This is a genomic window from Falsirhodobacter halotolerans, assembly GCF_022899245.1.
Classification (GTDB): domain Bacteria; phylum Pseudomonadota; class Alphaproteobacteria; order Rhodobacterales; family Rhodobacteraceae; genus Falsirhodobacter; species Falsirhodobacter halotolerans.
Map to the genome: position 1 here is coordinate 143,381 of NZ_JALJAZ010000002.1, position 14,618 is coordinate 157,998.

14 protein-coding genes are annotated in these 14,618 nt (G+C 67.1%); 4 read left to right on the forward strand and 10 right to left on the reverse strand.

Going from position 1 to position 14,618, the window contains the following annotated elements; translation table 11 throughout:
• Nucleotide 1 precedes the first annotated feature (1 nt).
• From MU449_RS14075 to MU449_RS14090, 4 genes are all read right to left on the reverse strand, one after another.
• Nucleotides 2-532: a TRAP transporter small permease gene (locus MU449_RS14075; protein WP_244739251.1), complete on the reverse strand. Its 531-nt coding sequence runs from the start codon at nucleotides 530-532 to the stop codon at nucleotides 2-4.
• 25 nt (nucleotides 533-557) lie between these two features.
• Nucleotides 558-1,541 (reverse strand): TRAP transporter substrate-binding protein, encoded by a 984-nt coding sequence (locus MU449_RS14080; RefSeq protein ID WP_244739252.1) that lies wholly within the window; start codon nucleotides 1,539-1,541, stop codon nucleotides 558-560.
• A 101-nt stretch (nucleotides 1,542-1,642) separates the two neighbouring features.
• A complete protein-coding gene (locus MU449_RS14085; protein ID WP_244739254.1) occupies nucleotides 1,643-2,572 on the reverse strand; it encodes a 3-hydroxyacyl-CoA dehydrogenase in 930 nt (309 codons plus the stop codon).
• Nucleotides 2,573-2,652: 80 nt separating this feature from the next.
• A complete protein-coding gene (locus MU449_RS14090) occupies nucleotides 2,653-3,633 on the reverse strand; it encodes a LacI family DNA-binding transcriptional regulator (RefSeq protein ID WP_244739256.1) in 981 nt (326 codons plus the stop codon).
• 120 nt (nucleotides 3,634-3,753) lie between these two features.
• Between MU449_RS14090 and hisD the strand changes: the two genes are divergently transcribed.
• Complete coding sequence (gene hisD / locus MU449_RS14095; protein WP_244739258.1) at nucleotides 3,754-5,064, forward strand: histidinol dehydrogenase; 1,311 nt, start codon at nucleotides 3,754-3,756, stop codon at nucleotides 5,062-5,064.
• Nucleotides 5,061-5,798 carry an SDR family NAD(P)-dependent oxidoreductase gene (locus tag MU449_RS14100; RefSeq protein ID WP_244739260.1) on the forward strand — a complete coding sequence of 246 codons (738 nt, stop codon included), beginning with the start codon at nucleotides 5,061-5,063 and terminating at the stop codon, nucleotides 5,796-5,798. Before hisD ends, MU449_RS14100 begins: the two co-directional genes overlap by 4 nt.
• Before the next feature lie 12 nt (nucleotides 5,799-5,810).
• On the opposite strand, the gene arsB is transcribed toward MU449_RS14100, so the two are convergent.
• The 4 genes from arsB to MU449_RS14120 form a co-directional block, all read right to left on the reverse strand.
• The gene (gene arsB, locus MU449_RS14105; protein WP_244739409.1) at nucleotides 5,811-6,854 is read right to left on the reverse strand and encodes an ACR3 family arsenite efflux transporter; all 1,044 of its coding nucleotides are present in this window, start codon (nucleotides 6,852-6,854) and stop codon (nucleotides 5,811-5,813) included.
• The gene (gene arsC / locus MU449_RS14110; protein WP_244739262.1) at nucleotides 6,854-7,273 is read right to left on the reverse strand and encodes an arsenate reductase (glutaredoxin); all 420 of its coding nucleotides are present in this window, start codon (nucleotides 7,271-7,273) and stop codon (nucleotides 6,854-6,856) included. Before arsC ends, arsB begins: the two co-directional genes overlap by 1 nt.
• 3 nt (nucleotides 7,274-7,276) lie before the next feature.
• Nucleotides 7,277-7,633, reverse strand: coding sequence for an ArsR/SmtB family transcription factor (locus tag MU449_RS14115; RefSeq protein ID WP_244739263.1), 357 nt, complete (start codon nucleotides 7,631-7,633; stop codon nucleotides 7,277-7,279).
• A 78-nt stretch (nucleotides 7,634-7,711) separates the two neighbouring features.
• Nucleotides 7,712-9,157, reverse strand: a complete 1,446-nt coding sequence (locus tag MU449_RS14120) for a PAS domain-containing protein (RefSeq protein WP_244739264.1) — start codon at nucleotides 9,155-9,157, stop codon at nucleotides 7,712-7,714.
• A 160-nt stretch (nucleotides 9,158-9,317) separates the two neighbouring features.
• Between MU449_RS14120 and MU449_RS14125 the strand changes: the two genes are divergently transcribed.
• Nucleotides 9,318-11,297 carry a PhoX family protein gene (locus MU449_RS14125; RefSeq protein WP_244739265.1) on the forward strand — a complete coding sequence of 660 codons (1,980 nt, stop codon included), beginning with the start codon at nucleotides 9,318-9,320 and terminating at the stop codon, nucleotides 11,295-11,297.
• 61 nt (nucleotides 11,298-11,358) lie between these two features.
• Here MU449_RS14125 and MU449_RS14130 read toward each other — a convergent pair whose 3' ends face one another.
• Nucleotides 11,359-12,240 carry a LysR family transcriptional regulator gene (locus tag MU449_RS14130; protein ID WP_244739266.1) on the reverse strand — a complete coding sequence of 294 codons (882 nt, stop codon included), beginning with the start codon at nucleotides 12,238-12,240 and terminating at the stop codon, nucleotides 11,359-11,361.
• A 172-nt stretch (nucleotides 12,241-12,412) separates the two neighbouring features.
• Between MU449_RS14130 and MU449_RS14135 the strand changes: the two genes are divergently transcribed.
• Nucleotides 12,413-13,330, forward strand: a complete 918-nt coding sequence (locus MU449_RS14135; protein ID WP_244739268.1) for a GNAT family N-acetyltransferase — start codon at nucleotides 12,413-12,415, stop codon at nucleotides 13,328-13,330.
• On the opposite strand, the gene MU449_RS14140 is transcribed toward MU449_RS14135, so the two are convergent.
• On the reverse strand, nucleotides 13,327-14,616 hold the full coding sequence (locus MU449_RS14140) for an NAD(P)/FAD-dependent oxidoreductase (protein ID WP_244739269.1): 1,290 nt from the start codon (nucleotides 14,614-14,616) through the stop codon (nucleotides 13,327-13,329). The genes MU449_RS14135 and MU449_RS14140 overlap by 4 nt on opposite strands.
• Nucleotides 14,617-14,618 lie beyond the last annotated feature (2 nt).

A 14,618-nucleotide genomic window follows, 5' to 3' on the forward strand; every position in this document is an offset into this window, starting at 1 on the left:
CTCAGATCTCCTCGTGGCCGAAATGGGTGTTCCGCCGCTGCCCGGTCCGGCAGATCAGCACGAAATCGAGTGTCGCCTGCACGCACAGCAGCAGAAAGCCCACGAAGATCGGCAGGTAGAACAGCCAGTAAGGCAGGGCGAGCGTGCTGGCCGTCGCCCGTCCCATGGACATCATGGTCAGGACGGCCCCGGCCGAGAACACCGCGACCACCCCCGCGATGACGGCGATGACGGCGAACACCGCCGCCTCCAGCCGCAGGCGGCCCCGCGGGCCAAGCGCGTTGGACAAAAGCGTGATGGTGATGAGCTGTCGTTGCTGCAGGCAGATCGCCAGCAGAAGAAACGTGGCCCAGACCATTCCCAGCCGCGACATCTCCTCCACCCATTCGGTCGGGCTGCGGAAGACGTATCGTGCGACGACCTCGTAGGTGACGATGGCGCCGATCAGAAAATAGACCCAGGCGCTGATTTCGCTGATCACCCTGATCGCGCCTTCGATCCATTCGGTCGTGTTCGGTCTTGCACCGGACATTGGGTTTCCCTCCCCCCCTCAGGACTTATTGGATTTTTTCGGCGGCGCGCAGAACCTCGGCGCCGGTGGCGCCCGTGCGGCGCAGATAGATGTCCCGGACGGGGGTCGTCGCGTCCTTCCACGCCTGAATTTCCTCATGGGTCAGGTCGATGACCGTCATCTTCTCCATCAGGGTCTGCCGCGCCTTTTCGTTGGTCGCGGCGATCCGTTGCATCAGCCGGGCCTCCAGATCGGTGGCGACCTTCTGGAAGATGGCCTGCTGATCGGCGGTCAACCCGTTCCAGGTGCGATCGTTCAGCAGCGCGAAATGCGTTTCATACATGTGGTCGGTGGCGATGACGTAATCCGACACTTCGTAAAGCCGGCGATCGACGATGGAGCTCCATCCCGTCAGGCCGCCATCGACGATGCCGCGCTGCAGGGCGAGGAACTGTTCGCCGCCGCTGGTCACGACCGGGGCGGCCCCAACGCTGGTGACGAAATCGCTGACGGTGGATCCGAAGGTGCGGATCTTCAGGCCTTCCATGTCGGCGGGCGTGTGAACCTCGTGGTTGCGCGTGACCATCGTGATATAGCCGAAGGGCAGCCAGAACAGCGCCCGCGCGCCGATATCGTCGATCTGATCGTCCAGCATCGTGCGTATCTGGGTCCCCGGCACGACGGCGTTGTTCAGTTTCTCTTGCGTGTCGAAATAGAAGGGGACGGCGAAGACGTTGAGCGCCGGAATCGTCCCCGCCAGGATCGAGGCGGACACGATGCCGATGTCGAGCGTTCCGTTGACCACCGCCTCGTCCAGTTGCTGATCGCTGACCAGCGAGCCGGAATCGTAGATTTCGAAGGTCAGCTCGCCCTCGGTCCGGGCGGTCACCTCGTCCGCGAATTCGCGGATGGCGCTGGTCAGGTAATGATTGTGCGGGACGCTGGTGCCGATCCGCAAGACCTCGGCCGCAAGGCTTGTCGGGGCGACCACCAAGAGCGCGGTCGCAAATTGCAATGCCCGTGTGAACATGTTCTTCCTCCCTGCCATGCGCCTCGAACGGGCTCCTCTTCCCCCTCGAATGCGCAAACGTGTGCACTATAAATTGCGAGGGAGGGCCCCACGTCAACCTTTTATTCGCGCCCCGCCTTTCCGGCGACGATGCGCGTCAGCATCGCGTCCCGCCATGCGCGCCGTTGCGCCAGATCGGCAAGGGGCAGGGCCTCGCGCCGTTGCCGGTCCGCCGCCTTGACCGCCTCGGCGCTCCACCCACGCTCAGCGTGGCGTTGGTCCGCGAAGCCCGCATACATAGGCCCCAGGCGCCGGGCATAGTCGGCCAGTCCCTGGGGCGCGTTCAGGTCGATCGTCTCGAACGGGCCCATGAAGGCCCAGCGAAGGCCCAGACCGTCGCGCACGGCGCGGTCGATATCGTCGGCGCTGGCATATCCGTCGCCCAGAAGGGCGAAGGCCTCGTCCAGCAGGGCGCCTTGAAGACGGTTGAGCACGAAGCCCGGAATCTCGCGGCTGAGCGAGACCGGCGATTGTCCGACGGCGGTCATCAGATCGCGGCTGGCCCGCGCCACCGCCGGATCCGTCCACGGGGCGGGCACGATTTCCACCAAAGGCACCAGATGCGGGGGATTGACGGGGTGCACGACCAGAAAACGGTCGCGCCGGGGACACTCCGCGGTGAATTGCGACGCGGGAAACCCGGAGGTGGAGCTTCCGACGAAGGCGTGGTCGGGCAGGGCGTCCGCGATGGCACGCGAGATGTCGCGCTTGACGTCGATCCGCTCGAACACCGATTCCTGCACGTAATCGGCGGATCGGACGGCGTCGTGGAGCGAGGGCGCGATCGTGATGCGGGCCATGATCTCATCGGCGGGGGGGCCAAGGCCCGCCTGCGCCAGAAGGTCGGCGGTGGCGGTCAGGGCGCTGCGAATGGTCTCCGCCTCGCCCGCGTCGTGGATGCGCACCTGCCTGCCCGCGCGCGCAAAGACCAGGGCCCACCCCTGGCCGACAAGTCCCGCACCGACGATGGCGACGTTCGTGATGTCCGGCATTCCCAGCCCCCCTTTGATGACGCGAAAAGCGTGGGGGAGGGGGGCGGGATGTCAACGTGCGGCGGGATCGTGAATATTTTTCACCCGGTGGCACGCTCCACGATATGGCCCGGCAGCACCCGGATGTCGCCCGCCGTTCCGGGATTGGCCACCAGCCTGTCCAGAAGATCCAGTGTTTCGACCACCATGGTCTGGACCGGCTGATGAAATGTCGTCAGGCGATAGGAGTCCCACGCCGCCATGGGAATGTCGTCGAACCCGATCAGGGCGACATCTTCGCCCACATGCCGGCCCGCCGCGCGCAGGGCATCGGCGGCCGCCAGGGCCATGATGTCGTTTTCGCAGAACATGGCGTCGAACGGGACGCCCTGATCCAGAAGGACGCGCACCGCATCCTGCGCGCCGGCATAGGTGAAGTCGCCGCAGGCGCTGGCCACGGGGTGCAGGTCCGCGTCCAAAAGCCGGTCCAGAAACCCGCGATTGCGCTCAAGGTGGGTGGAGGTGTCGCGCAAGCCCGTCACATGGGCGATCCGCCTGCGTCCCGAGGCGAGGAACCGGGCGGCGATTCGCGCCGATCCGTGATAATTGTCGCAGGTCACGGCCGCCATTTGCGCATCGGGCTGCACCCTGTTGAACAGCACGACCGGCATCCCCTGACGGCGGCAGGCGCGCGCAATCTCGGACGACATGCGGGCCGAGGTGACGATGGCGGCGTCCGCGCCATAGGACAGGACGTGGCGCATCACCAGATCGACCGATCCGCCGGGCGGTATGGCATGAAGGACCAGCCGCTGCCCCCGGGCGTTCAGCGCGTGGGACAAAAGCTCCATCACATTGACATAGAAGGGATTGCTCAGATCCCCTGCGACAAGGCTGATCGACCCTTTCGCCAGCCGACCGATGGACCGCCCCGCAGGCGAGACGTAACCGAGATCGCGCGCCACGTTCAGGATATGCTGGCGGCGATCTTCGGCCAGCGGCGATCCGGGCACGAAGGCCCGCGAAACCGCCGAGAGGGAGGCGCCCGCCGCCTCGGCCACCTGTCGTGCCGTGATCTTCATGGTGCCAGATTAGGCCGCGATCCCCCGCGCCGCAAATGAAAGATTTTCACCCGCCGCCGGGAAGGTTGAGCGCGTGGCCACGCCGGTGCCATCGTCCCCCCATTCATGACGGGGGTGAACATGGCAATCCGACATCTGAAACGCGGCAAATCCGAGGCCGACCGCAGCGACGAGGACGGCCGCGTCCGCAAGGTCGTCGAAGAGGCCCTGCGCCGGGTCGAGGAGGAGGGCGACGCGGCGGTCCGCCAGCTGAGCGCGGAGTTCGACAAATATGCGCCCGACAGCTTCCGCCTGACGCAAGGCCAGATCGACGCCCTGATCGCCACGCTGACCCCGCAGGAGCTGGCCGATATCCGGTTCGCGCAGGATCAGGTGCGCACCTTCGCGCGCGCGCAGCGGGCCAGCATGACCGATATCGAGGTGGAAACCCTGCCGGGCGTGATCCTGGGGCATCGCAACATTCCGGTGCAATCGGTGGGATGCTACATTCCGGGGGGCGCGTTTCCGATGGTCGCCTCGGCGCATATGTCGGTGCTGACGGCGTCCGTCGCGGGCGTGCCGCGCATCGTGGCCGCCACGCCGCCGTTTCGCGGCCAGCCGAACGCCGCCGTCATCGCAGCCATGCATCTGGGCGGCGCGCACGAAATCCATGTCCTGGGCGGGATCCAGGCGGTGGCCGCCATGGCCCTGGGGACGGAGACGATCCCGCCCGTGGACATGCTGGTGGGTCCGGGCAACGCCTATGTCGCCGAGGCAAAGCGGCAGCTTTACGGGCGGGTCGGCATCGATCTGTTCGCCGGTCCCACGGAAACCATGGTCATCGCCGACGACACGGTGGATGCCGAACTGTGCGCGACGGATCTTCTGGGGCAGGCGGAGCACGGCTTCAATTCGCCCGCAGTGCTGCTGACGACGTCGGCCCGGCTGGCCGAGGGCACGATGGGGGAGGTGAGCCGTCTTCTGGACATCCTGCCCACCGCCCGAACAGCGCGCAAAAGCTGGGAGGATTACGGCCAGGTGATCCTGTGCGACACGCATGAGGAGATGCTGGCCATCGCCAACGACATGGCGTCGGAACATGTGCAGGTCATGACTGACCGCGATGACTGGTATCTGGACAACATGCACAGCTATGGCGCGCTGTTTCTGGGGCCGCGCACCCATGTGGCCAATGGCGACAAGGTGATCGGGACGAACCATACCCTGCCCACCCGCCGCGCGGGCCGCTATACCGGCGGGCTTTGGGTCGGCAAGTTCCTCAAGACTCACAGCTATCAACGGATCGAGACGGACGCGGCGGCGGCGGAAATCGGGGCCTATTGTTCCCGCCTGTGTCTGCTGGAGGGGTTCGTGGGCCATGCCGAACAGGCGAATGTCCGCGTGCGCCGCTATGGCGGGCAGGACGTCGCCTATGGGGCGGCGGCGGAATGACGGCGTTCCGGCTGGACGGTCGGCGCGCGCTGGTGACCGGGGCGGGGCGCGGCATCGGCTGCGCGATCGCCGAGGCGCTGGCCGTCGCCGGGGCGGAGGTTGTGCTTGTGGCGCGCAGCGCGGATCAGGTGGACCGGGCCGCCGCCGCCTTGCGCGACAGGGGGTTCCCCGCCCATGCGCGCGCCGTCGACGTGACGGACCTCAGCGCCTTTGCCGCCATGGTGCGGGACGCGCCGCCGTTCGACATTTTCGTCAACAACGCGGGCACCAACCGGCCAAAGCCCCTGGCGCAGGTGACCGAGGAGGATTACGACGCCGTCATGGACCTGAACCTGAAGGCCGCGATCTTTGCGGCGCAGGCCGTGGCGGCCCGCATGGCGCGCGGGTCGATCATCAACGTGTCGTCGCAGATGGGGCATGTGGGGGCGGCGAACCGCACGCTCTATTGCGCGTCGAAATGGGCGATCGAAGGGTTCACCAAGGCCCTTGCGATCGAATTGGCCCCCCGGGGCATCCGCGTCAACACCATCTGCCCGACCTTTGTCGAAACGCCCCTGACCCGCCCCTATCTGGACGATCCGGCGTTCCGCGAGGATGTCCTGCGCAAGATCAAGCTGGGCCGCCTGGCCACCGTGGAGGAGGTGGCCAATGGCGTGGTGTTCCTCGCCTCGGACGCGGCGTCGTTCATGACCGGCAGCGCGCTGATGCTGGACGGGGGGTGGACGGCGGAATGATCCGGCACCGGATCACGCGGGGGCGTCGCCGGGGAACCAGCGGCGGCCCAGACGCAGGGCGACGCCGACCAGCAGGATCAGCACCGGCACCTCCACCAGCGGGCCGATGACGGCGGCGAAGGCCACGGGCGAGGCGAGGCCGAAGGCCGCGATGGCCACGGCGATCGCCAGCTCGAAATTGTTGCCCGCCGCCGTGAAGGCGATGGCCGTCGTGCGCGGATAGTCCTTGGCGAGCCAGCGGCCCATGGCGAAGCTGACGATGAACTGCACGGCGAAATAGATCACCAGCGGCACCGCGATCCGCAGCGCGTCCAGCGGCAGGCGCAGCACGTCGCCGCCCTTCAGGCTGAACATCGCGACGATGGTGAACAGCAATGCCACCAGCGTCAGCGGGCCAATCTTCGGCAGGAACCTGTCCTGATACCACCCCTCGCCCCGCCGCGCGATCAGGACGCGGCGCGTCAGATAGCCTGCGATGAACGGCAGGCCCAGATAGATCAGCACCGCCTCGGTCACCGTCCAGAACCCCACGTCGATCACGCTGCCCTCCAACCCGAACAGGGGCGGCAGGACGGTCAGGAACAGCCAGGCATAGGTGGAGAAGAACAGGATCTGGAAGATCGAGTTGAAGGCCACCAGCCCCGCGACATATTGGCTGTCCCCGCGCGCAAGCTGGTTCCAGACCAGCACCATGGCGATGCAGCGGGCCAGACCGATCAGGATCAGGCCGGTCATGTATTCGGGGCTGTCGCGCAGGAAGATCACCGCAAGGGCGAACATCAGGACCGGCCCGATGATCCAGTTCTGCACCAGCGACAGCAGCAGCACGCGCGTGTCGGTGAACACCTGCGGCAGGTCCTCGTAGCGGACCTTGGCCAAGGGCGGATACATCATCAGGATCAGGCCGATGGCAATGGGAATGTTGGTGGACCCGACCGACAGGGCGCCCAACGCCTCCGGCAGCCCGGTGAACACCGTGCCCAACAGAATGCCGAGCGCCATGGCGGCGAAGATCCACAGCGTCAGATAACGGTCGAGAAAGGACAGCCGCGGCATCATGCGCTCCGCACGGGATTGCCATGCGCGTCCACGACCTGTTCGCCGTCTTCCTTGACGAAGGCGGCCTGCCGCGGGGGCAGCAGGTTCAGCACCGCTTCGGACGGGCGGCACAGGCGCACCCCCTTCGGGCTGACGACGATGGGCCGGTTGATGAGGATCGGATGCGCCATCATCGCGTCGATCAGGGCATCGTCATCGGCATGGTCCAGCCCCAGATCGGCATGGGGCGTGCCCTTTTCGCGCAAAAGGGCGCGGGGCGCGATCCCCATCCGCGCGATAAGCTGCACGAGCAGCGCCCGCGAGGGCGGGGTTTTCAAGTATTCGACCACATGCGGCTCAATCCCCGCGTTGCGGATCATGGCCAGCGTGTTGCGCGACGTGCCGCAGGCGGGGTTGTGATAGATGATGACGTCCATGGGTCAGGCCTTTTCGGTGGCGGCGGGGGCGCAGGCGCAGGCCATCGCCGCGACGGCAGGGGCGCAGATCTCGGGATGGCCCTGGCAGCAATCGCGCATCAGGAACCCGATCAGGTCCGCGAAAGCCGGATAAAGCGCGGTATAGATGATGAACCGCCCCTCGCGGCGCGAGCGGATCAGGCCCGCATGTTCCAGATGCGTCAGGTGAAACGACAGGCGCGAGGTGGTGGCCCCGATCGCCTCGCCGATGGCCCCCGCCGCCATGCCCTCCGGCCCGGCCTCGATCAGCATCCGCACGATGCGCAGGCGCGTGTCCTGCGACAGGGCGGCAAAGGCGGCCAGCGCGCGTTCTTCCTGCATCGAATCAACCCCTCAAGAATCGTTGATATGATGCCGCGGGGCCGGGGGGAACGCAAGGCGCGACGGCGCGCCCCCCGCTCACATGACGGGAATGGGCGCGTCCAGTTCGAACAGGACGCCGTCCGGGTTGAACGACAGGCGCGTGGTGCCGTTCAGGTCCGCCGCCGTCACCTTTTCGATGATGGTGGAGCCGAAACCCTGCCGCGTGCGGGGGGCCACCTTGGGTCCGTTCATTTCCGACCAGTGGAAGGTGAAGCGATCCCGCGCAGGCCCGGCGATCTCCCAGTTGATCGCGACCACGCCCCCCTCGACGCTGAGGGCGCCGTATTTCAACGAGTTCGTCGCCAGTTCATACAAGGCCAGGGTCAGGGCGGAGACGCCCCGTTCGTTCAGCACGATCCGTGGCCCGCCATAGCGGATGTCATAGGTGCGGAACGGCTCCAGCACCTGTTCGATCACGCCGCGCAGGTCGGCGCTGGTCGCGCTGTCCCTGGTCAGGGTGTCCTGCGCCGCCGACATCGCCTGAATGCGCCCCGTGACGCGGTGCAGGGCGTCCTTCAGGTCATCGGCATGGCGAAGGGAATGGGTCACGACCGCCTGCACCGTGGCCAGACTGTTCTTGACGCGGTGCGCCAGCTCGCGCGCCAGAAGCTTGCGATGCTCCTCCGCCTCCTTGCGTTCGGTGACATTCTGGGCCACGCCCAGCATGGTCAGGGCCAGATCGTCCTTGTCGGCCGACACCTCGCCTCGCACCTCGATCCAGCGCAGTTCCCCGGCCGGGGTGAAGGCGCGATACTCGATCTGGAAATCGGACCGATCCGCGATCGCCTGGCCGATGGTTGCGCTCCACCGGGCCAGATCGTCGGGGTGGATGGCGGCAAGAAGGTCGTCATACCCGAACCGTTCTTCGGGTTTGCGGCCGAAATTGGCGCGGCACTGGGCCGAACTGATAAGGCGCCGGTTCGTCACGTCCAGCGACCACGTTCCCATCTTGGCCGCGTTCAGGATGAAGCGCAGCCGCGCCTCGGTCGCCGCGATGTCGCGCATCCGCCGCTCGATCTCCTGCTCCAGCTCCCCCTGATTGCGGGTCATTTCGGCCAGGCGGTTGCGTTCGGGCGACACGTCGAACTGGGAGGCGAAGAAATGCGTCAGCTCTCCCTCCTTGCTGAACACCGGCGATACCAGAAGCCGGTTCCAGAAGGACGATCCGTCCTTGCGATAGTTCAGCAGGTCGATCTCGATGCTTTCGCGCCGCGCGATGGCGTTGCGCACGCGGGTGATGTCGTCGGTGTTCGTGCCCGGCCCCTGAAGAAAGCGGCAGTTGCGGCCCAGAAGATCCTCGCGGCTGTATCCGGTCAGGGTGACGAAGGCGTCGTTGACAAAAACGATGGGATTGTCGGGCAGGCGCGGGTCGGTGACGATCATCGGCATCCGCGTGACGGACACGGCGGCGGCGAACGGATCGTCAAGGTTGGGCAGCATGGTCTCCGCCTCGGTGGGGGTGTTTGGCAGAACCAATGGCATGTTTCCTTTTTGTCTGACCCCTCTTGCACAGAAACGGCGCGAATGTCACCCGAAAACCCGCCTTTCCTGTGACGCGGACGCCCTTGGCCGGGGGGGATCACAAAACCGTCGCATGGCGCGGTTAAGGACCGGGTCACCAAGCACACGCCAGGGGACAGACATGACCGACATGCGCCAAAGCCAGATTTTCCGCACATCGAAGCTGGAGGAGGCCGACGGGCCGGGCCTCAACCCGACCGCGACGGCGACGATGGGCGACATCATCGCGGCGCGCTTTTCCCGCCGGGGGTTCCTGAAAGGCTCCATGGCGACGGCGGCCATCGCGGCGACGGTGTCGCCCGTGGCGCTTCTGGCGGCGGACGAGGCGAAGGCGCAATCCGCCTCCCGTTTCAACTTCCCCGAGGTGGAGGCCGGCGTCGATGCCGATCACCATGTCGCCCAAGGCTATGACGCGGATGTGCTGCTGCGGTGGGGCGACAAGCTGTTCCCCGACGCGCCGGACTTCGACCCCACCCGCCAGACCGAGGCCGCGCAGGAACGGCAGTTCGGGTATAACAACGATTTCGTGGGCTTCATCCCGCTGGAGGGCGCGACCGATCGCGGGCTTTTGGTGGTGAACCACGAATACACCAACGAGCATCTGATGTTCCCCGGCATCGTCACCATGCAGAACGGCGAGATGGTGGTCGCCGACGCGACCGAGGAGCGGGCCAATATCGAGATGGCGGCCCATGGCGGCACCGTCGTCGAAATCCGCAAGGTGGACGGCAAGTGGCAGCCGGTGCTGGACGGTGCGCTGAACCGCCGCATCACCGCCAAGACCGAAATGCAGCTGACCGGCCCCGCCGCCGGACATGCGCGCCTGCAGACCACCGCCGACACGTCGGGCCGCAAGGTCTTCGGCACGATCAACAACTGCGCGGGCGGCGTCACCCCGTGGGGCACCTACATCATGGCCGAGGAGAACATCCACGGCTATTTCACCGGCGAATTGCCCGAAGGCCATGCCGAGGCGGGCAATTACGACCGTCTGGGCGTTCCCGGCGGCTCCTACCAGTGGGGCCATTTCCACAAGCGTTTCGATCTGGGGGCCGAGCCGAACGAGCCGAACCGCTTCGGCTGGGTGGTCGAGGTGGATGTGATGGACCCGACCTCGGTCCCGAAAAAGCGCACCGCCCTTGGCCGGTTCAAGCATGAGGGCGCCGAAAGCGTCGTGGCCAAGGACGGGCGCATCGTCTTCTACCTCGGCGATGACGAACGGTTCGACTATGTCTACAAGTTCGTGACGGCGGGCCGGTTCAACCCCGACGATCGCGCGGCCAACATGGATCTTCTGGACGACGGCACGCTTTACGTCGCGCGCTTCGACGAGGACGGGTCGATGGAATGGATGCCGCTGGTCTATGGCCAAGGCCCGCTGACGGCGGAAAACGGGTTTGACAGCCAGGCTGATGTCCTGATCGAGACGCGCCGCGCGGGCGACCTTCTGGGGGCCACCCCGATGGACCGCCCCGAGGACATCCAGCCCAACCCGATGACGGGCCGCGCCTATGTCATGCTGACCAACAACACCCGCCGCGAAGAGGCGAACGCCGCCAACCCGCGCGTGGACAACGCCTTCGGCCATATCATCGAGATCCTGGAGGAGGACGGCGATTTCACCGCCACGGCGGGCCGGTGGGAAATCCTGCTGCAATGCGGCGATCCGTCGGTGGCCGAGGTCGGGGCGACCTTCTCCACCGAGACGACGAAGAACGGCTGGTTCGGGATGCCCGACAACGCCGCCATCGACGCGGACGGTCGCCTCTGGGTGTCCACCGACGGCAACTCCATGGCCGATACGGGGCGCACCGACGGGCTGTGGGCGGTGGACACCGAAGGCGACGCGCGGGGCACCTCGCGCCTGTTTTACCGCGTGCCGGTGGGGGCCGAGATGTGCGGCCCCTGTCCGACCGAGGACATGAGCACCTTCTTCGTCGCGGTCCAGCATCCCGGCGACGGGGGCGAGGATTGGGAGGGGCATGGCCGCGTCTCCTATTACGAGGATCTGTCCACGCGCTGGCCCGATTTCCGCGACGACATGCCCGTGCGCCCCGCCGTGGTCGCGATCACCAAACAGGGCGGCGGCCGCATCGGCTGACACCGGCGGCCGTGGGGGTGCCTGTCCCGTGGGGCGGGCGCCCGTGCACCGACGTGGGGCCTCAGCCCTGCGGGTGGGTCTTCAGCAACTGCGCGCGCATCATGTCCGCAGCGCCCGTGGGTGGGCGCGTCGCGTGGGTCAGCAGCGCGATCGGCAACCCGGTCCGGGGGTGGAACGGGCGCTGGACCACGCCCCGGAACTGGTCCCATGGCAGCAGGCCATCGACGATCGCGACCCCCAGCCCCTGCTGCACGAAGGGCAGCGCGCTGATGGAGACGTCGATCTCGATCGACGGGGCGAAGTCCTGCCCCGCCGCGTCGCACAACGAGGCCAGAAGCGCGCCGGGAAGGGTTTCGGGGCGGTAGGATATCAGCGTCTGGTCCTGCAGATCCTCAAGCCCGATTTCGGTCCGCCGCGCCAGGGGATGATCGTCGGGCAGAAGGCAGGCCAGACAGGACTGGCCGATGACCTCCACCCGGATGTCGGGATGGGGTTTGTCGTTCATCACCACGCCGACGGAAATGTCGCCGTCGCGCAGCATCTGCACGATGTGGCGCATCGGCGCGATCTGCGACCGCACGACGATGTCGGGATGGGCGGCGCGGAACGCGGCCATGGCCTGCGGCACAAGGGTCATCGCCGGGGGGGCCGAGGCGGCCATGCGCACGATCCCGGTGCGCCCCTGCCGCATGTCCCGCGTCCGGCGGCGGAAGGCGGCCAGTTCGGCGAAGATGCGTTCGGCCTCGGGGAACAGGTCCAGCGCCTCTTGTGTCGGAACCAGCCTTCCCCGCACCCGATCGAACAGCCGGAACCCCAGTTGATCCTCGGCATGAAGCAGCATCTGGCTCAGGGCGGGCTGCGAGATGTTCAGCCGCGCCGCCGCCGCCGTCACGGTCCCGGCCTGCATCAGCGTGCAGAACATCTCAAGCTGGCGCGCGCGCATTCGTCTCTCCTGCCGGTGCGGGATCTGTATGCCACCGGCGGGAAACGGGGCGCAATGGGGTTGCGCCCCGCGCGGCAGAACCTGCGCCCCTGCTGGCCAAGTTAGGCAGCACCTGCGGCGCCGGATGCGGTAAGGGTGGCCAAGACGGGGACGACAGCGCGGATAAGGTAGGATGACACGGATTGCGGCGAGGGAGTGCGCCTCGGTCGCCCCCGAGGGGGACGGCGACCTGAACCTGGACAGCTTTCGCCTGAGGTTGTCGGAGATCGGGCCGACCGACGGGGGGCGTCTGCACCAGATGACCGTGGGCGTCGGATGGCCCCACCGGCTGCGCGATGTGACCGTTCTGCTGGACCTTGGCCGGGGGCTGATCGGGATGGATGAGATCGACCGGCCCGTCTGCACCGCGATGTTCTTTCCGTGGGGCGACGATTTTGCGACGTTGGGCATGATGACGACGACCCCCCGCCTTCAGGCGCAGGGGGCGGGGCGGTGGCTGTTGCGGCAAGTGCTGGCCGAGTGCGGCGGGCGCGATGTCCGGCTCTATGCAACGCGGGCCGGGTATTCGCTGTATCGGGAAGGCGGGTTCACCCCGGTCCGGGCGGTGCATCAGATGCAGGGCGTCGTCACCGGGGCCGAGATGCCCGACGCCCTGCCGGGCCTGTCGGTTCGGCCCGTAGGCGCGGCGGACCTGGACGCGATGCGGGCGCTGGACCTGCGGGCGTTCGGTGCGCCGCGGGATGCGGGCCTGGTTTACCTGCTGTCCAAGGGCGACGGGCTGATCGCCTGCGAGGGGGACCGGCCCGTGGGATACGCATTGCGGCGCCGGTTCGGCAAGGGAACCCTGATCGGCCCGGTGGTGGCCGAAAGCGATGACATCGCCCTTCGGCTGATCGCCCCCCTGATCGCGCAGGGGCAGGGGGGCTTTGTGCGCCTGGACATGCCGGACGAAAGCGGGCGGCTCATGACCTATCTGCAACGGGCGGGGCTGGCCCATTTCGACAGCGTAACGGAAATGCGCATCGGCCCCGAACGTCGGCAGACGTCCGGGGCCGTGACCTTCGGGCTGGCCGCCCATTCGCTGGGCTAGGACAAACGGTCCTTCAGCGCGAACCACAGCCCCACCACCGGCAGGAACCAGGGTCGCCCGCTATGCGCCGGGATCGCGGGCCAGTCCAGCCCGTGCAGGGGGTTCGTGTCCCCCCGGCCCATGGCCAGGTCGGCCAAAACCTGCCCCATCAGCGTCGACATCTGCGCGCCGTGGCCCGAATACCCCATGCTGTAGATCAGGCCGTCGGCCTCGCCCGCGCGGGGAAAGCGGTCCTTCGTCATCCCAACCAGACCGCCCCAGCAATAGTCGATCGGCACATCGCCCAATTGCGGAAACAGATTCGCCATCGACCGCCGCAGGATCGCGCCCGACTTGGCGTCGGAACTCTGGTCCGACGTGGCCGAAAACCGGGCCCGCCCGCCGAAGATCAACCGCCTGTCCGGCGACAGGCGGAAATAGTTCCCGATGTTGAGCGAGGTGACATAGGTGCGGTCGCCCGGCATCGTGGCCGCGATCTCGGCCGCGGTCAGGGGGCGGGTCGCGACGATGAACGATCCGACCGGGATGATGCGGCGCCGGAAATGCCCAAGCGGCGCGCCCTTGACCATGCCGCTGTATCCGTCGGTGGCGGCGATCACGCGGTCGGCCTCGATCGTGCCGCGCGGGGTGCGCAACGACCAGCCGCGCGCCGTCTTCTGCCGCCCGGTGACGGCCGCATCCTCCCAGATCAGGGCGCCGCGGCGATGCGCCGCCTCGGCCAGACCGTTGACGAAACGGCCCATATGCATCATCGCCGATTTTTCATACAGCATCCCGGCATGGACCTTGTCCGACCGGATCTCGGCCCGCAGCTCGTCGCGGTCCAGCCAGCGGGTCTGGGGGTCCACCTCCCGGTGGATCAGGTCGAAATTGGCGCGCAGGCCCGCGATGTGGCTGGGCTTGGACGCCATCTTCAGCTTGCCCGACCGGCGAAAATCGCAGGCGATGCCTTCCTCGCGCACAATCTCCTCGATCAGGTCGATCGACCGGTCATAGGCGCGATAGAGCGCATGGGCCCGTTCGGACCCCAGATGCGCCTTGGCGTCGGCATAGCCATGGGCGATGCCGTTGTTCAGATGCCCGCCATTGCGCCCCGAGGCGCCCGCGCCGACGTGACGCGCCTCGAGCACTGCCACGCGAACCCCTTCGCGCGCCAGCTTCAGCGCGGCGTTGAGGCCGGTGAACCCGGCCCCGATGATCGCGACATCGACCTTTCCCTCCACCGGGCCGGATTGGCCATGGGCGAAGGGCACCGCCGTGTCATGCCAGAAGGATGCGAATTTCATGG